The 18,594-nt window shown below is 44.3% G+C and carries 16 protein-coding genes; 9 read left to right on the forward strand and 7 right to left on the reverse strand.

Features of this window, described 5'->3' with window-relative positions; translation table 11 throughout:
- The 4 genes from OW255_RS01245 (at position 1) to OW255_RS01260 (ending at position 7,118) form a co-directional block, all read left to right on the forward strand.
- On the forward strand, positions 1 to 1,014 hold the full coding sequence (locus OW255_RS01245) for a response regulator (RefSeq protein ID WP_024837716.1): 1,014 nt from the start codon (positions 1 to 3) through the stop codon (positions 1,012 to 1,014).
- A gap of 191 nt (positions 1,015 to 1,205) precedes the next feature.
- Positions 1,206 to 4,103, forward strand: coding sequence for a glycoside hydrolase family 3 C-terminal domain-containing protein (locus OW255_RS01250; protein ID WP_268115377.1), 2,898 nt, complete (start codon positions 1,206 to 1,208; stop codon positions 4,101 to 4,103).
- The gene (locus tag OW255_RS01255; protein WP_268116563.1) at positions 4,093 to 6,516 is read left to right on the forward strand and encodes a glycoside hydrolase family 3 C-terminal domain-containing protein; all 2,424 of its coding nucleotides are present in this window, start codon (positions 4,093 to 4,095) and stop codon (positions 6,514 to 6,516) included. The genes OW255_RS01250 and OW255_RS01255 overlap by 11 nt, the downstream gene beginning before the upstream one ends.
- A gap of 11 nt (positions 6,517 to 6,527) precedes the next feature.
- Complete coding sequence (locus OW255_RS01260; protein ID WP_268115378.1) at positions 6,528 to 7,118, forward strand: hypothetical protein; 591 nt, start codon at positions 6,528 to 6,530, stop codon at positions 7,116 to 7,118.
- A gap of 164 nt (positions 7,119 to 7,282) precedes the next feature.
- On the opposite strand, the gene OW255_RS01265 is transcribed toward OW255_RS01260, so the two are convergent.
- The 7 genes from OW255_RS01265 to OW255_RS01295 all read right to left on the reverse strand — a co-directional run bounded on the left by OW255_RS01265 (position 7,283) and on the right by OW255_RS01295 (position 12,864).
- The gene (locus OW255_RS01265) at positions 7,283 to 8,605 is read right to left on the reverse strand and encodes an ATP-binding protein (RefSeq protein ID WP_268115379.1); all 1,323 of its coding nucleotides are present in this window, start codon (positions 8,603 to 8,605) and stop codon (positions 7,283 to 7,285) included.
- Position 8,606: 1 nt separating this feature from the next.
- The gene (locus OW255_RS01270) at positions 8,607 to 9,314 is read right to left on the reverse strand and encodes a LytR/AlgR family response regulator transcription factor (RefSeq protein WP_268115380.1); all 708 of its coding nucleotides are present in this window, start codon (positions 9,312 to 9,314) and stop codon (positions 8,607 to 8,609) included.
- Positions 9,315 to 9,427: 113 nt separating this feature from the next.
- The gene (gene rbr, locus OW255_RS01275; protein ID WP_024837710.1) at positions 9,428 to 9,964 is read right to left on the reverse strand and encodes a rubrerythrin; all 537 of its coding nucleotides are present in this window, start codon (positions 9,962 to 9,964) and stop codon (positions 9,428 to 9,430) included.
- A gap of 85 nt (positions 9,965 to 10,049) precedes the next feature.
- Positions 10,050 to 10,592, reverse strand: coding sequence for an NADH peroxidase (locus tag OW255_RS01280; RefSeq protein ID WP_024837709.1), 543 nt, complete (start codon positions 10,590 to 10,592; stop codon positions 10,050 to 10,052).
- Between the two features lie 126 nt (positions 10,593 to 10,718).
- A complete protein-coding gene (locus OW255_RS01285) occupies positions 10,719 to 11,105 on the reverse strand; it encodes a Fur family transcriptional regulator (protein ID WP_026891074.1) in 387 nt (128 codons plus the stop codon).
- A 98-nt stretch (positions 11,106 to 11,203) separates the two neighbouring features.
- Positions 11,204 to 12,142, reverse strand: a complete 939-nt coding sequence (locus tag OW255_RS01290; protein WP_024837708.1) for a LysR family transcriptional regulator — start codon at positions 12,140 to 12,142, stop codon at positions 11,204 to 11,206.
- On the reverse strand, positions 12,139 to 12,864 hold the full coding sequence (locus tag OW255_RS01295; RefSeq protein WP_268115381.1) for a phosphatase: 726 nt from the start codon (positions 12,862 to 12,864) through the stop codon (positions 12,139 to 12,141). Before OW255_RS01295 ends, OW255_RS01290 begins: the two co-directional genes overlap by 4 nt.
- A gap of 176 nt (positions 12,865 to 13,040) precedes the next feature.
- On the opposite strand from OW255_RS01295, the gene OW255_RS01300 reads away from it, so the two are divergent.
- From OW255_RS01300 to OW255_RS01320, 5 genes are all read left to right on the forward strand, one after another.
- On the forward strand, positions 13,041 to 13,976 hold the full coding sequence (locus OW255_RS01300) for a S1 RNA-binding domain-containing protein (RefSeq protein ID WP_268115382.1): 936 nt from the start codon (positions 13,041 to 13,043) through the stop codon (positions 13,974 to 13,976).
- 130 nt (positions 13,977 to 14,106) lie between these two features.
- Complete coding sequence (locus OW255_RS01305) at positions 14,107 to 14,796, forward strand: GTP pyrophosphokinase (RefSeq protein ID WP_024837705.1); 690 nt, start codon at positions 14,107 to 14,109, stop codon at positions 14,794 to 14,796.
- Positions 14,797 to 14,827: 31 nt separating this feature from the next.
- Positions 14,828 to 16,627: a glycerophosphodiester phosphodiesterase gene (locus OW255_RS01310; RefSeq protein WP_268115383.1), complete on the forward strand. Its 1,800-nt coding sequence runs from the start codon at positions 14,828 to 14,830 to the stop codon at positions 16,625 to 16,627.
- A gap of 13 nt (positions 16,628 to 16,640) precedes the next feature.
- Positions 16,641 to 17,093: a D-aminoacyl-tRNA deacylase gene (gene dtd / locus OW255_RS01315; protein WP_268115384.1), complete on the forward strand. Its 453-nt coding sequence runs from the start codon at positions 16,641 to 16,643 to the stop codon at positions 17,091 to 17,093.
- Positions 17,094 to 17,145: 52 nt separating this feature from the next.
- The gene (locus OW255_RS01320) at positions 17,146 to 18,543 is read left to right on the forward strand and encodes an aminopeptidase (RefSeq protein ID WP_268116564.1); all 1,398 of its coding nucleotides are present in this window, start codon (positions 17,146 to 17,148) and stop codon (positions 18,541 to 18,543) included.
- Positions 18,544 to 18,594: the final 51 nt, after the last annotated feature.

Genomic DNA, 18,594 nt, shown 5'->3' on the forward strand with positions numbered 1-18,594 from the left:
ATGTATAGGGTTCTGATTGCAGATGATGATATATTAATGCAGGAAGCCTTAAAGATTTTAATATCCCGAGATGAATCATTCCAAATAGTCCAGGTAGTAGGCGATGGAGAGAGCGCAGTAAGGGCATGCAAAGAAGGTTCCATAGACATTGTATTTATGGATATGATGATGCCTGGAATGACAGGTCTGGAAGCCGGCAGGATCATTCATCAGTCTGATCCGGAGATCACCATTTATATGCTTTCCGCCTTTTCCACTCATGTATTTGTCCGGAGCATGGCAAGAGACGAAGTAAAGGATGTTTTGGAGAAACCCGTTACATGGGGCCACTTAAAAAAGATACTGGAGAACTACAAGACCAATCATGAAGATACCGTTATGAATCATCATGAGGCACTTGCAATGCTTCTGAGGCAAAAAGACTTTGGGGAGTTTTACAGAAGTCTTTCCGGAATCATTGACGGTATTTATGAGATGGCAGGTGGGGATTCCGTAAGACTGATTAAACTTTTCACTTATATTGGACAGAATCTTTTGGACACCAGAATGGTCTACGATGAAAATGTGCAGATTGGAGAGCTGTTTCCTATTAATGAAGCACTGATTCTCGAAAGAAAGACATCAGAGCTCTGGCTCTTTCGGGTGATGGATTATTTGTTTCAGCAAAACAGCATCAACCGATATTCCCTGTTGGAAAATATATTTCTTTATATAGAAAATCATATCAAAGAAGATATTACTCTTAACACCATTATAGAAAACTGTGCCATCAGCCAGGGATATCTAAGCCGTATTTTCCGTGAGCAGCTTAATGTAAGTGTCACAGAGTACATTCATATGAAAAAGATACACCTGGCAAAAGGATATTTTTATTTTACCGAGGACAGCATTGCCGATGTAGCCTTTCGCCTTGGTTATAATGAAAGCAGCTATTTTAGCAAGGTATTTAAGAAATATGAGAAGGTAACTGTGAAAGAATATAAAAGTGAAACGCGCAAAAAATGTTCTCTGTAAGTCATGTCTAAAGCTTCCGACCCTGCCGGAAGCTTTTTTTGTAACAGGAAATTACTTTTTGGACAGACCGCCTGCAGATTATGCAAAAAAACTGACCAGTTATGGGAGAGACAACTTAAAGGCTTCCTTTTTATGATAAAGTCTGATTACCACGAAAAACTGTGGCAATCAGTATGGAGGAGGATGAAAAAATGTTACAGATTAATATTGATGATGTCATGAATATTGTCAAGCTCTGTGCGCCCTATTTAATCGGTCTTGGCATCGCACTTGCTGCCATCATTGCCGTATTTATCGCATGCAGAAAGAAAATAGGGGCTAAAAAGTATCTGATCCGGAGTCAGGGAATTATGGCAATGGTTCTGGCTCTCATCATTACGGTGAATTTAATCTGCTGGGGGCCAATGGCAAGCCTTATTTCCCTTGCCACTGGAAGCGGAACCATCACCGAGGAAACATCGAATAAAGCTACGGAGCTTTGCACAGAAATTGCAGAAGAAGGAATCGTACTGTTAAAAAATGATTCCAGCCTGCTTCCCCTAAAAGCGGACGCAAACTTAAATGTATTCGGTTGGGCTTCCACCAACCCATGCTATGGCGGAACTGGTTCCGGTTCACTCTCTGATGCCTATGAAACGGTATCCCTGCTAAAGGGACTTGAAGATGCCGGATTTAAGTTAAACAACGCATTGTCTGATTTTTATAAGGAATACCGGGCAGATCGTCCTAGTGTAGGAATGTGGGCCCAGGACTGGACACTTCCCGAACCGGTAAAGACTTCTTACAGCCAGGAAATGCTGTCAGGCGCCAAGTCATTTTCAGACACCGCCATGGTGGTCATCACCCGTGTGGGCGGGGAAGGAGCAGATCTTCCTTCCGATGTGAGCAAAGTTACTTATACAGATAATTCCAAGGATTATAAAGATTTTGAAGCGGGAGACCATTATCTTCAGCTGAGCAAGACAGAAAAAGATCTGGTGGATCTGGTCTGCTCGAACTTTGACAATGTTATCCTGGTTTACAATGGTGCCAATGCCATGGAGCTAGGATTCTTAAACGAATATAAACAGATCAAAAGTGCCATCTGGTGTCCTGGAACCGGTCAGTCCGGATTCGAAGCTCTTGGAGAAATCATAAGCGGAGACATCAATCCATCAGGAAAAACAAGTGATACCTTTGTTAAGGACTTAACAAAAACACCTGAATATAACAACTTTGGAAGCTTTACCTATGACAATATGGCTGACTTCTCAGGAAAGGCATTTAAAGGTGAAGATACCTATCCGAGCTTTGTTAACTATGTAGATGGCATTTATGTAGGATACCGTTTCTATGAGACCGCAGCAGAGGAAGGCTTGATTGACTATGATAACACCGTCGTCTACCCCTTTGGCTATGGACTATCCTACACAGGATTTACCCAGAAGATGGGAGCGCTGACCGAGGCAGATGGTATGATTACCTTTGATGTGACGGTCACCAACACAGGGGAAGTGGCTGGAAAAGATGTGGTTCAGGTTTATTATAATCCTCCTTATACCAACGGAGGAATGGAAAAAGCCTCAGCAAATCTTGCTGCATTCAAGAAAACCGGCCTGATAAAGCCGGGAGAAACCGAGACAATAACCATTTCCTTTGGAACGGAGGACATGGCCTCTTATGATTCCACTGGAACTGGCGGTTACGTTCTGGATGCTGGAGATTACGGCATTTCCATTCGAAATGATTCTCACCGGATCATAGAGGAACAGACCATGAACGTTCCTTCCCAAATCGTTTATAACGAATCCAATCCACGGTCTACCGACGAAGTAGCAGCTGTGAATCAGTTTAAGGAAGCCAAAGGCGACTTAAAGGTCCTCTCCAGAGCAGATGGGTTCTCCAATTATAAAGAGGTGACGGCACCTCCAAAGACCATGACCATGCCGGAGGAATATAAAAAGACCTTTGTAAACAATAAAAATTATGACCCTAAGGATTACAATGACCCGGCAGATGAGATGCCGGTAACTGGAGCAAAGAATGGCCTCACACTAGCCAGTATGCGGGGACTTCCTTATGACGATCCCCAGTGGGAGAAGCTGCTTGACCAGCTTACAGTAACCGAGATGGATACCATGGTGGCAATCGGAGGCTATCAGACCTCTGCAGCCAAGAGCGTAAAAAAGGTAGGAACCGTGGATTGTGACGGACCGGCTTCCATTAACAATAACTTTACAGGGGTAGGCTCCATTGGCTTCCCTTCTGCCGTTATGATTGCCTGTACGTGGAATGAAGACATTGCCAAAGCCTTTGGTGAAAGCATAGGAGCCATGGCAGATGAAATGGATGTGTCAGGCTGGTATGCACCTGCCATGAATACCCATCGTTCTGCCTTTGGAGGACGTAACTTCGAGTATTACTCAGAGGATGGCCTGCTGGGAGGCAAGATGGCTGCCAGCGCTTTAAAAGGAGCCGAAGAGCATGGCGTTTACGGTTATATCAAGCACTTTGCATTAAATGATCAGGAGACCAACCGTTTAAGCATGCTTTGCACCTGGTCAGAGGAGCAGGCAATCCGTGAGATTTACCTAAAGCCCTTTGAAATAGCGGTAAAAGAGGGTGGTGCGAAAGCTGTCATGTCATCCTTTAACTATATCGGAACCGAGTATGCAGGTGCCTCCAGTGCCCTTCTTAAAACCGTTCTAAGAGGAGAATGGGGCTTTCAGGGCTTTGTGCTCACCGATTATTTTGGCGGCTACGGTTACCAGAATGCGGACCAGGAAATCAGAAACGGAAACGATGCCATGCTGGTCGCTTATGATACGGAAACAAACCATTTAAAGGATACAGAAAGCGCCACCAGTATAAAGGCCATGAGACAGTCTGCAAAGAACATTATGTATACCGTAGTCAACAGCAGGGCTTACGAAGGAAATAACGCAAAAGGCGGTTTGATGAGCTGGCAGATTTTAGCCATTGGAATTGATGTTATATTGGCTGCCGGTCTTGTCTATCTGGAGCTTTTCATGTGGAAGCGCTATAAAGCCAAACGGGAATCAGAAGTGACAGAAGAGGCAGTTTTAGAAGGAAAAAATGATGAAGCATAAAAATTTTTTAGATACCATGACACTGGAAGAAAAGGCGGCCATCCTAAGCGGAAAAAACGTATGGGAGACTCGTAGCATTGACCGCTTATCCATCCCTTCCATCTTCCTGGCTGACGGACCCCACGGGGTCCGGAGGCAGGCAAGTGAGGGAGACCACTTGGGGCTTAATCCCTCCCTGCCCGCCACCTGCTTTCCAACGGCAGCCGCTGTTGCAAACAGCTGGGATGAGGCCCTTTGTGAGGAGATCGGCAATGCCCTTGGAGAGGAAGCAAACTCCCAGGGGGTGAATGTTCTCTTAGGACCGGGACTTAATATTAAGAGAAATCCCCTCTGCGGAAGAAACTTTGAGTATTTCTCCGAAGACCCTTATCATGGGGGAAAGCTGGCAGCCTCTTACGTCAGAGGAATCCAGAACCAGGGCGTGTACGCCTGCCCCAAGCATTTTGCAGTCAATAATCAGGAGCTTCGTCGAATGGCAATGAATTCCGTAGTCGATGAGCGGACCTTAAGGGAAATCTACCTGGAAGGGTTTGAAATTGCAGTAAAGGAAGGCAATGCAAAAGCCATAATGACCAGCTACAATGAGGTGAACGGAACCTATGCCAATGAAAATAAGCATCTCTTAAAGGATATCTTAAGAGATGACTGGGGCTTTGACGGCCTTGTGGTCACGGATTGGGGCGGTTCTAACGACCATGTGAAAGGTGTGGCGGCTGGTTCCCATTTAGAGATGCCGTCTCCAGGGCTTGATTCTGCAAGAGGGCTTCTAAAAGCCATAGATGAGGGCAGTCTGACCATGGAAGAGCTGGATTCTTGCGTCGATGGTGTTTTAAGCGCTGTGTTTGATCTGACAAGGAAAAGCAGCGAACGGAAAACCACCTTTAATCAGAAGGAGCATCACAGACTGGCGGAAAGGGCGGCAGAAGAAAGCATCGTACTCCTTAAGAACCAGGAGTCCCTACTGCCCCTGCCATCAGGCTGTAAGGTGGCCCTGATTGGAGACTTTGCAGTAAAACCCCGGTATCAGGGAGCGGGTTCCTCTCTGGTAAATCCAATAGGACTGGAAACTATGGAAGGGGTTATCTCTAAGTATCCCTTACAGGTGGTGGGAGTGGCAAATGGCTATGAACGAAGTGGAAGGGAAAACAGCTCCCTGGAGTCCCAGGCCGTTGAGCTGGCAAAGCATGCGGACGTAGTTCTTTACTGCTTTGGACTCGATGAATTAAGCGAGACAGAAGGAATGGACCGAAGCCACATGAGAATCCCGGAAAACCAGATAAGACTTCTTATGTCCCTGGAAGAGGTGAATCCATCCATTGTTGGTATTATCAGTGCTGGCTCCGCTATAGAGATGCCCTGGGAAGAGCATTGTAAGTCCATTCTTCACGGCTATTTAAGCGGTGAGGCAGGTCCAGGGGCCATGCTTAATATCATCACAGGGGCAGTCAACCCATCGGGACACTTAAATGAGACCTATCCCTTATCCTATGTGGATACTCCTTCTTTCCGGTATTTTCCGGGAAAAGGACGTAACAGTGAATACCGGGAAGCCCTGTACGTAGGATACCGCTATTATCAGACGGCAGGCGTTTCCGTCCGATATCCCTTTGGATATGGTCTTTCCTATACCACCTTTGAATATTCAGAGCTGACGGTCACAAAGGAAGGTGTCAGCTTTATTCTGACCAATACAGGAAGCGTCGACGGAAAAGAAGTGGCCCAGCTTTATGTGGGCGGTCCCAGGGAAACCATCTTCCGTCCGGAAAAAGAGTTAAAGGGCTTTGCAAAGGTATTTTTAAAGGCAGGGGAAAGCAAACAAGTATCCATATCCTTTGATGATAAGACCTTCCGCTATTATAATACAGCAACCGGACAGTTTGAGGTGGAGGCCGGTAACTATAACCTGTGTATTGGCGGTAATGCAGATGACGTGCGGTTAAGTGGGACAATAGAAGTAGTAGGGACGACTGAGATTCTTCCCTATGACCCGGAAAAAATGAAATCCTATTACACAGCAGCCGTAAGAGACGTAAAAACGGAAGAATTTGAAGCCCTGTTAGGCCATACCGTACCAAAGGAAATTAGGTCAGAAGCTCTGAGTCTAAATGACGCTCTCTGCCAGATGCATGGGGCAAAAAGCCCCCTGGCAAGACTGGTTTATCGCATTCTGACAGGCTTAAAGAACAGAAGTGAAGCAAAGGGAAAGCCGAATCTGAACCTTATTTTTATTTACAATATCCCATTTCGCGGCATAGCAAAAATGACGAATGGTGCAGTCAGTATGGAAATGGCAGAAGGAATGGTCCTGGCGGCAAATGGTCATTTCTTTAAAGGAATCAAAAAGATCATTGGCGGGTATTTTGCCAATGCAAAAGCGAACAAATTATATGAAAAGAAATTATCAGGAAAATAGGGGGTGATACCATGCTGACCAGCATAAAAACAGGTTGGAAGTCATTTGTTAAAAAGCACCCCACAGTCGCCCAGTTCTTACTCTTTTTTCTGGTATCTAACGGCGTGACCGTGCTTCAAATGATATTAATGCCAGCATTTAAGAGCATGCTTGGATTGACTCCTCTGGTGAATACGGATTTTAAAGTATGGCATCTGGGAGCAAACCCCGATGGAACTCCTTATTATATCTTCAACTATGCAGCCGGGGAGCTGTCAAAAGGCGGCGGAGGCGGTCTGGCCTACTTTCTGGCAGTGGAAATAACCATGGCAATTGCACAGGTAATCAACTTCTTCCTCCAGCGAAATGTAACCTTTAAGGCCAATAACAGCGCGTTAAAGGCTGCTATGTGGTATGTAATTGCATATGTCATCATAACCATAGGTGCAGCGGCGCTTCAAGGAGTTTATAAGGCCCCTATCTATCATTTCTTTATCAATGGTCTGGGAATGGGAGCAGGGGGAGAGGCAGTTGCAGATGTAATTACCATGCTGATTAATTCCGCCATCTCGTTCTGGGTGTTCTTCCCAATCTTTAAAATTATATTTAAAAATGAAGCTTAAGATTAGGCTGATGCTTATCTAAAACAGAGAAATTAAAAACACGCCATAAATCGGAAATTGATATAATTAAAATTATATTTCCGTTTTAAGGCGTGTATTTGTTTATACCTTATATTATGCTACGGCTGGCTTTCATGACACATACATAGAACCAGCCCAAGGGCTTATGTTACCTCTTCGGGAATGGGTATGAGTATCTTTAAAACAAACCACTGATCCCTAGAGGCGACCGTCATGGACCCGCCGTATTTATTCGCGGCGGCCTGTATGCTTTTTAGCCCATAGCCATGAAATTTACTGTTATTCTTTGTGGTAGAAGGCAGACCACGGTCAGCCATAATGAGAGGACCATCGGAATAATTCTCGCACTGAATGAGTAAAAATCCATTTTTCTTACCAACCGTAAGTGTAATCACACGCTTTTCCGGGTCATCGTATTGGGAAACGCATTCAATGGCATTATCAAGAGCATTTCCGAAAATAGAGCAAATATCCTTTACATGGAGAAAGGAAACCGGCTTTCCGTCTGCCATACAGGTAAAGGAAATGTTATTCTGGCTGCAATATGTGCTTTTTGTGGTGAGAACTACATTAAGTACCTGATTTCCGGTGTTTAACAGAGACTCCTGCGTGAGAATGGCCTGTTCCATCTCCTTTAGATACTGCTCCTTTTTTAAGGGGTCAGACTCTGCCCGAATGGCAATCATGTAATGCTTTAAGTCGTGAAATTCTCTTCGAAGCAGCTCCATATTATCAAGAGCCATACGGTACTGATCATACTGCCTTTGAAGTACTACGTTCATGGCATGATTTTCACTTCGGACCTGAAGCTCTTTTCTCCTGTTTTGCTGGGCATAGAGCATAATCACGCCTCCAAAGTCCACCAGGGTCCGGACATAGAGCAGAGAACTGGCAGCACTGGAAAATGGAGTATTTGGCATGACAAAGCTGATGTTGCTTATTAAAAAAGCGCCAAGTCCCATGGAGGCAGTGCCAAGAAGTTCCTTTCTCTCCACATCCATACCTTCCTCTTTTGGAATGTGCTCCCGTTCCAGAAAGTAATATCCCGTATAAATAAAAAGGTAAGTGACCGTCATGACGCCGAGGGAAATGGTCTTACTTTCCCTTTGGAACATAATGGCCCACCACACATATAACTGCCACTGCAGGGAAGCTGAGAACTCAGCCAGAACAAAGGCCCGGATGCACAGAAACAAGGCATCATAAGAAGATACCTGACAGGATAAATAGATGGTAAGATAAATCATCAGGATAGCAGTCATCATTCCCGGAAACCACAAAAATAAGGGAAGCATACCGGCAATGTGGTGAAATACCAGGAATACACCCAGCATGCCAGTCATAAAAGCAGCCAGTTGAATCCCCTTAAATTTCTTCCTCAGCATGAGAACATAGAGAAAGCATGCCATCCATTCTGCAAGGGCAGTATAGGGGCGGGGAGTGTTCATCAGATCAACAGCGTTCATATTAACCTCCCAGATATTCCGTCAGGCAATCCATAAACTGCTTTTTCCTGGTACGGCTTAAAGGCACCTGCTGGTCAGAGGATAGCTGGACATGATTGTTAAGTATCCCTGTCACATGGCTTAAGTTCACAAGATAAGCATGGTGGCATTTGGAAAATCCATAGGGCATTAATGTCTCTTCCATCCGCTTCATGGGACCAGGAACCAAGTAATTCCCTTTATCCGTATGAATCAGAAGCTGATGGAGCTGGCTTTCCATATAAGAAACCGAATCCAGGCTGATTCGCATGGTGCCGCCGTCCACCACCACATTGATGTAATGAGCTTCCTTTTTCTTTTTTGTTCGTTCCACGGCCTTTTTTAGAAGCTTTGAAAAGGAAAGATAAGGAACCGGCTTTAACACATATCCAAGGGCATCCACAAGATAACCTTCCAGAGCGAACTGAGTGGAAGAAGTGATAAAGATAAAAATCACATCCTCATCAAATTCCCGTATCTTCTGGGCTGTTTTCATACCATTTAAGTGTTTCATCTGAATATCAAGTAAAATGATATCATAGCTTGCCGTATAATCCGTTATAATATCCAGACCATCGGAAAATACCTGAATCTGAAAATGCTCCCCATTCTCTGTTTCGTAGCGTTTAAGATAGCTTTTCAGTGTTTCTGCGTACCGGGCTTCGTCTTCGACAATTGCAAGTTTTATCATAGATAATCCTCAATGGGTTCATAAAATTTTTCTTCCTTTAGTATACCATGAGACAGGGGAAAAACCAAGGCACGAAAAAACCGGCCGGGAAGGCTCCCAGCCGGTTTTTCCTATTAATAATTTTCCACTTTTCGTTCGAAATAAGCTTTCGGGTGTGCACAGGTCGGACAAATTTCCGGGGCATCAGGTCCTTCGTGGATATAACCGCAGTTGCGGCACTTCCAGCCAAGAGGTGCATCTCCCTTAAAGGTCTTGTCATTCTTTAAGCTGTCAAGAAGCTTTAAGTAGCGTTTTTCATGGGCAGCTTCCACTTTTCCCACGAATTCGAATTTGAATGCCAGCTCTTCAAATCCTTCCTCTCTGGCTTCCTGTGCCATACGCTTATACATATCGGTCCACTCGTAGTTTTCCCCTTCGGCAGCTGCCGCAAGGTTCTCTTCCATGGTGCCGATTCCGTGAAGTTCCTTAAACCACATCTTAGCATGTTCCTTTTCCTGGTCAGCAGTTTCCAGATATAAGGCAGCCATTTGCTCATAGCCGGCTTTTTTTGCTGCGGAAGCGAAAAAGGTGTACTTGTTTCTTGCCATGGATTCCCCGGCAAATGCATCTTTTAAATTCTGTTCTGTTTTAGTACCCGCATATTTTGACATAAGTTAACCCTCCTGATTTTATACCTATTGGCTGATTTCGTATGTAAAATGGGAGAGCGGTAAGAAGCGCCGCCCCCTAAAAATATTAACCGAAGTATCTCTCTAATAAGCCCTTGAATGCCTTACCGTGACGAGCCTCGTCCTTAGCCATCTCATGAACAGTATCATGGATTGCATCAAGATTAAGTTCTTTCGCACGTTTTGCAAGATCGAACTTACCAGCAGTTGCACCGTTCTCAGCAGCAACTCTTAATTCAAGGTTCTTCTTTGTACTGGAGGTAACGACCTCACCCAGTAACTCTGCGAATTTAGAAGCATGCTCAGCCTCTTCAAAAGCTGCCTTCTCATAGTATAAGCCGATTTCTGGATATCCCTCTCTGTGAGCGGCTCTTGACATAGCAAGATACATACCAACCTCAGAGCATTCGCCCTCAAAGTTAGCTCTTAAATCTTTCATGATATCTTCTGGAGAACCCTGAGCAACACCGATTTCATGCTCGCAAGCCCAGGACATATCAGCATCCTGTAATTTGAACTTCTCAGAACCAGCCTTACAGATTGGACAGAACTCTGGAGCTGCCTCTCCTTCGTGAACATAACCGCATACAGTACAAACCCATTTTTTCATGATCTCATGTCTCCTTTATTTTAATTTTTTATTTATCTTTTTGTCGCAATCAAATAACAGTAATGATTACTGATATTAATTTAGCACAGCTTTTCTCTTATGTCAAGTCTTATTAAGAATTATTTCTCAATTCTTCAAACAATGATTGCAGGTTCCATAAAAGTAAATGGTATGGCTCTCAATCTGCCCATCCGCATGTTCCTGAGCAAGATGATTGATTTCTTCCATGGAATCTAAACGCAGATCCTTGACCTGCCCGCATGTTCTGCAAACAAAATGATAGTGGGGTGATGTGTCAGCATCAAAATGGTCTGCCCCGTCTCCGCAAGTCAGCTTCTGTATCTCTCCAAGCTCAACAAGGAGATTTAAGTTACGATAAACCGTACCTAAGCTGATGTTTGGATATTCCTCTCGGATGGCGGTGTATAGAGCGTCGGCAGTGGGGTGGTCATGCCTTGCCATCAGACAAGCTTTAATGGATTCCCGTTGACGGCTATACTTTAATGTTTTCATGGCCGCTTCCTTCCTATAAATGATAATTATATTAGTAATCGTTACTATTAAATAATAGTAGATTCCCCACGCTTTGTCAATGTATTGCTAAAAAACTGTTATATGTTTTCTCTGGCAATTCTTATGAATTCTTTCGTTGCCTGAGATAAGTATCGTCCCCTGTGGCATCCAAAGGCGAGAACGCCGTGACTGCGGTTATAATTTAAGGAATAATAATTAAGTCCTGATTTTCTGACTGCCACATCTCCGTTATCTGTACTGCCGGAAACGAACATTCTTGGGTAAAAGGTGATTCCCATGCCTTTTGCCGCCAAAGCTAAGACAGTTTCAATGTTCTCTGTTTCAAGAAGAACGGTAGGAGCCAGCTGGGCATCCTCAAAAATCTCGTCCGCAATGGTTCTGACCCGGTTTCCTTTGTGAATAAGAAGGTATGGGCAATCCTTTAACAAAAGAATGTCAGGATTTTCAGAAAGCTTCCGTTTGATCTCTTCCTGTTCTCCAGGAAAATACTGATCCAGAATCTGGTCAGGAACCACAAGGAGAATCTCTTCTTCACAAATAGGGATAGATTCTACATTTTCTGCCTTAAAGGGCAGGAGATCAATCATTAAATCAATTTCTCCATGAATGAGAGCCGTGCTCAGCTCCTGTGAATTTCCCTCCACCAGATTTAACTCAATATTAGGAAACTTCTCCCGGTAAGAAGGGAGAATGGCAGGAAGGAGAAAACGTCCTCTGGTATGGGAGACGCCGATGGAAAGCTGTCCAGTCGTAAAATCCTTAATATCAGAAAGCTCCCGGTAAGTCTCATCCTTAAGATCCAACAGCTGCTTGGCCCTTGTTTTTAAGGAACGCCCCGCATACGTTAAGGTCAGGGGCATGGTGCGGTTAAAAAGCTGAACGCCGAATTCCTTTTCCATATTGGAAATGTGATTGCTTAAGGACTGCTGAGAGATATAAAGCCGTTTGGCGGCCCTTGTAATATTTAATTCCTCTGCAACGGCTAGAAAGTATTCAAGATTCAGGAAGTTAATCATAGGTAAGCCTCCAGCTTGGGAATAAAGGGAAGAAGCTTATCAATAGAATCGTTAACGATCAGCTCTTTTGGAAAATTTACTTCCTCAATTAAGTCCCAGGCTCTTTTGTGATTTCCCACATCCGCCTCTACGTGGGCGTCGCTGTTTAAAATAATGTTTGTTTTATAATGTTTGCATCGTTCCAGTAACGTAACGTATTTTTCCTTCGCATTTCCCCGGACGCTGTTTGGGTGAAGGGAGCTTGCATTGACCTCCAAAAGAGTATGGTTCTCAAAAGCAGCGGCCGCCAGGGTATCATAATCAACAGGAAAACGGCTGTCATCCGGATGTCCGATAATATGAATGAGAGGGTTTTCCATGGCCCCAACGTAGGCACTGGTATTCTGCGTGACAGTTCCGCTTTGATAGCATGGCTCATGAATGCTTGCAATCCCATAATCAAGTCTTTCCAAAAGTCCCCTTCTTAAATCCACTCTTCCTTTATAATCTATAATATTTAACTCTGCACCCATTAAAATGTTGATACCATACAGCTTTCTGGGTATTACCTTGAAATTTATAAAATAAAACTCGTGGCATGTTCCAGGCATCTTAGGGGCATGGTCCGTGGAGCCAAAAAGGGCCAGGCCTTTTTCCGAAGCTGATTTTGCCATCTCATATAACGTGTTGTACGCATGTCCGCTGGCAATGGTATGGGTATGCAAATCCATTATGTCGTTCATGTTCTTGTCCTTTCTTTATCGGCACCCGGCATGAGACCGCCGGAAAAGTCATTGTCGATTACCTAAAATATATCACATAATTCCATAGAAAACTATAGAAATATCGGGCTGGATGTGTTAAATATATAATAAGATTTTACGCAAAAAATAAGGAATTATGAATGGAGGAAAACGATATGAGTCAGGAACACAATGAGACCGATGTGGTGGAAGAGAAAGTAGAAACCATGGCAGACTACATGGAAGAGTTAGAAGCGTCCTTTCAAAGAGTAAGAAAAGGGGACGTGCTTACAGGAACCGTTGTCAGTGTAACAGAGGAAGCTGTGTTACTGGATTTAAAATATTTTGCCGGAGGAATCATTCATAAGGAAGATATAAACGGTGATCCGGATTATCATCTGGCTGCAGAAATTCATCCTGGAGATGAAATCACTGCAACAGTCTTAAGACCAGATGACGGCGAAGGAAACGTTCTTTTATCCGCAAAGCTGTTAGGTGACCAGAAGGCATGGGAAACATGCAGTACCCTGTTAAATGACAGAACCATTGTAACCGTAAAGATCACAGAAATCGTAAAGGGCGGAGCTGTCGCTTATCTGGAAGGAATCCGCGGCTTTATTCCTGCTTCCAAGCTGGCAGCAGAATATGTAGAGGATCTGGAAACCTATCAGGGAAAATCCATTGAGGTTACTGTTGTTACCGCTGACGAAGAGAATAAAAAGCTCATCCTTTCCGGCAGAGAGCCAGCCCTCTTAAAGCAGAAGGAAGAGAATAACATAAAAATTGCAAAGTGCCAGGTAGGGGCAGTCATGGAAGGAACCGTAGACAGCCTAAAAGACTACGGTGCATTTATAAACCTGGAAAATGGGCTGACCGGTCTTTTACACATCTCCCAGATCAGCAGCCAGAGAATCAAACACCCGGGCGCTGTATTAAAGGAAGGTCAGAAGGTAAAGGTAAAAATTCTTTCCACCGCGGATCATAAGATTAGCTTAAGCATGAAGGCAGTGCAGGAAGAGGAGGAAGCAGCGGAAGCAGTTACCTTTGATTATGAGGAAAATGGAAGCGCTTCTACAGACTTATCCGCATTGTTAAAAGGATTAAAATTTTAGAAAGTCGGGAAAAATATATAAAATATCGGGTTTCTATGGTATAATATCTTTTATGAGCAGGGGCTGCCGGCGATGGCTTGCCCCTGTCTCACTGACCCGCATTTCGGGCAAAGGAGAGGGGGAATGAGAAATGAACGTTCCCAGTTCATTTAACCAGGTCGACCAATGGAAATCAGTGATGTTTTTGTATGACTCAGCACTAAAGGAAATCAGTACAAAAATAGAGATACTTAATAACGAGTTTGTTCATATCTATAGCTACAACCCCATCGAACACGTCAAATCAAGACTGAAGACGCCGGACAGCATCGTAAAGAAGCTAAAGCGCTACGGTTATGAGGTGACCATCGATAATATGGTGGAGAAGTTAAGCGACATTGCAGGAATCAGGATTATCTGTTCCTTTACCTCGGACATATACCAGATTGCCCAGATGATCGCAAAGCAAAGTGATGTGACCGTGCTTTATGTCAAGGATTATATTAAAAGTCCAAAACCAAACGGATACAAAAGCTATCACATGGTAGTGACCATACCCATCTATCTCACCGATGGGCCAGTGGATACCAAGGTTGAGATCCAGATCAGAACGGTAGCCATGGATTTTTGGGCAAGCCTTGAGCATAAGATTTATTATAAATTTGAAGGCAACGCCCCTGCGTATCTTCAGCAGGAGTTAAAGGCCTGTGCGGACGTTGTGAATATGCTGGACGCAAAGATGTTTTCCTTAAACCAGGCGATTCTTGAGCTGAGCGCCCAAACCCATGAAGATTCAGGAGGAGAGAAGCGGTTTAGAGAAGGGGAACTAGAACAGCCATGACAGAACAATCCGCTGCAAAGAAGGTCATTCTATGAGCACATTAACAAAAGACACCTTAAGGATTCTAAAATATAACAGGAAGAATGCGTTCTTTTTTTCTCTGGTATTCCGTCTGGTAACGACTACGCTTTATTTATTTGCGCTGGATCGGGGCTTATTTATAGCCCTTAAACTGGCGGGCTACAGTTATCTGACAGCTGCCAACATCGGAGATTTTCTCTTAAAGCCCTGGACCATTGTGATTTTGGCTGTTCTGATCTTTTTTGGCATCCTCATTCTCATATTTGAGACGGGCTGCTTTCTTACGCTTTTTCAGGGAATTTATTATACCAGAAAGCTAAAGCCTTGGGAGATTTTATCCGGTGGCCTCATAAAGCTTTGGGATGAAATCCGTAAAAAGAACTGGAGACTTGGACTACTTATACTGGCAAATTATACGCTGGCTAATTTATATCTGATTTACCGGTTCTTCACACATATAAAGCCCCTTGATTTTGTCATGGACGAAATTCTTTCTGAGCCTATGGGAAAGGTGATTTTAACGCTGGTCATCATACTGCTTTTAGTGGCAGTGGTTCCTGGCCTTTACACCTTTCATGCCTGTATGGTGGAGCAGAAGAATTTCCGGGAGGGGTATCTTAGAAGCTGGTGGCTTTTAAGGCACAGGATTCCCAAGGTCATATGCTTGTTGACGATTTATTACGGTGCCTTTGTGTTACTCTTAAAGCTGGTTTACTTCTTCTGCGTACTTATTACAGCCGTGGCAGTGATCCTGTTTACAGATAACAGACTGGCCCTCGCCTTTCTTCCGGCTGCATGCGCACGGATTGACTTAGTACTTCTTTTCTTAAGCAGCATGCTTCTTGCCATGGGAAATTACGGGGCTTTAAGTGTCCAGTATTTTCAGTTCAGCAGCAGGGTACTTAAAAAATCAGGAAATATCTCTGATTCCGGTACCCGTTGGGCAAACAGAAAAACAGCCCTTATCTCCATATCAGCGGCAACGATTTTCAGCCTGCTGACCCTGTTTCATGTGGTGTATAATGGCTCAGCCATTGCCGGTGGGATTCTTTCGACGGTTCAGATTACGGCCCATAGAGGAAGCTCTAAGGAAGCACCGGAAAATACCATGGCAGCCATTAAACAGGCCGTTGCAGATTTATCTGATTACGCGGAGATCGATGTCCAGGAGACAAAGGATGGCGTTGTAGTACTGGGACATGATTCCACACTAAGGCGGGTTGCCGGTGTCAACAGGACCATAGGCTCCTATACCTTTGAGGAGCTTCAGGCCCTTGATGTGGGTGGGTGGTTTTCCGAGGATTTTAAAGAGGAGAAGATACCAACCCTCGAAGAGGTCATGGAATACTGTAAGGGTAAGATTAACTTAAATATTGAAATCAAGGGAGCAGGAGATGACAGTCTCCTTCCGGAAAAGGTGGCTCTTCTCATCGACAAATATCAGATGGCAGAGCAGTGTGTGGTCACCTCATCAAGATTTACTTATCTTTCCAGGATAAAAAAGCTTGATGAAAAGATTCGTACCGGATATATCGTTTCAGCCGCTTACGGAAACTATTATTCCAGTGACGATATTGATTTAATCAGCCTCCAGTCCAGCTTTGTGACGGAGCGGCTGGTGGAAGCTGCCCACCAAAAGGGCAAGGCAGTCCATGCATGGACGGTGAACTCAAAAAGTGAGATGGAGCGGATGAAGATGCTTTCCGTAGACAATATCATCACGGATTATCCAGTTCTTGCCAGAGAGATCATATACCGGGAGGAAGCCGCTGAGAATCTTTTGGAGTATTTAAGGTTGGTGCTGAAATAGACAGGAGAGAAACATGAAGGTTGTTTTACAGCGTGTAAGGAAGGCTTCCGTTACCGTAGAGGGAAGCGTTACCGGTGAGATTAAGAAAGGCTTTCTGCTGTTTATCGGTGTATCCCATACGGATACAGAAGACATTGCCAGAAAGATGGCAGACAAGATCAGTAAGCTTCGAATATTTGAAGACGGGGATGGAAAGACCAATTTATCCCTTTCCGATGTATCAGGAGATATTTTGGCAGTCAGCCAGTTTACCCTGTATGCAGACTGCAAAAAAGGAAACCGGCCCAGCTTTACAAAGGCTGGAGGACCGGAGCATGCTAACCACTTGTATGAATATATGGTAGAACATTTAAGAACCAATGGTCACCGGGTGGAAAAAGGTATTTTCGGGGCGGATATGAAAGTGGAGCTTTTAAATGACGGGCCGTTTACACTGGCCCTTGACAGCGACGAGATCTGCAGTTAGCAGTACGAATAAAAATATCGGGCCGATGCCCATAGAAAAGATGGAGGAATCAATCATGGAGAAAACAAAGGGACAGCTATTACAGGAAGAACTGACATTTATGTTCCCTCACATTGGAAAAGTTGCACCTCAGCAGATGGAAGACGCTGAGATATTTTGTGAGGGCTACAAGCGGTTTTTAGACAATGGCAAAACAGAGCGTGAATGTGTAAGAGAAGCAGTGGCAATGCTTGAGATGCAGGGTTATGTACCTTTTGTAACCGGTAAAAAATACAAAGCAGGAGAAAAGGTATATTATGTAAACCGTGGAAAAGCCATTATTGCAACCACGTTTGGAAAAGAGGGTGTGGATCAGGGCGTCCGTATCAATGGAGCACATATCGATTCCCCAAGGCTTGACTTAAAGCCAAATCCGGTTTATGAGAAAAATGATCTGGCTTACTTTAAGACTCATTATTACGGCGGTATCCGCAAATATCAGTGGGGCACCACTCCTCTTGCCATGCACGGCGTAATCATTAAGAAAAATGGAGAAATCGTGGAAGTCAACATCGGCGAAAAGGAAGGCGACCCTGTTCTTTGCATTACCGATCTTCTTCCTCATCTGGCAGCAGAGCAGAACGACAGAAAGTTAAGAGACGGTTTAAAAGGAGAGGAGCTTAACATCTTAATCGGCTCCCTCCCTTATGTAGATGACGCAGATTTAAAGGATCCCGTTAAACTTCTGGCCTTAAAGCTTCTTCATGACCGTTACGGAATCACAGAAGCAGACTTTTTACGGGCAGAGATCGAGCTGGTACCAGCTCAGAAGGCATGTGACGTTGGATTTGACCGAAGCATGATCGGTGCCTACGGACAGGATGACAGAGTCTGTGCCTATACTGCACTGATGGCAGAAATCGATGCAGTTATGCCTCAGTACACCACAGTAACCGTTCTTGCAGACAAGGAAGAAATCGGTTCTGACGGAAATACAGGCTTAAACTCTGATTTCGTGCTTCATTTTATCGAGGATCTGGCTGAGATGGCAGACGTTCCGGCAAGAACCATTCTGCGCAACTCCATGTGCTTATCCTCTGACGTGAACGCAGCCTATGATCCTACCTTCTCTCAGGTATATGAAGAGCGCAATGCCTGCTTTTTAAACAAGGGCTGTGTACTTACCAAGTATACCGGAGTAAGAGGAAAAGGCGGCTCCAACGATGCCAGCGCAGAGCTGATGGCAAAGGTAATTGCCCTCATGGAAGAAGAAGGCGTATACTGGCAGATCGGTGAGCTTGGAGCAGTAGACCAGGGCGGCGGCGGCACCATTGCCAAATATATTGCAGCCATGGATGTAGATGTTGTGGATCTGGGTGTTCCCATTCTTTCCATGCACTCCCCATTTGAGCTTTCCTCCAAACTTGATGTATACAATACATATAAGGCATTCCGAGCTTTTTACAAATAACAGAATTATTCTTGAAATTTTTGTTAATTTCTGCAAAATGCTTTTTTTCCC

Origin of the sequence: Lacrimispora xylanolytica (assembly GCF_026723765.1) — a bacterium.
Taxonomy (GTDB): Bacteria; Bacillota; Clostridia; order Lachnospirales; family Lachnospiraceae; genus Lacrimispora; species Lacrimispora xylanolytica.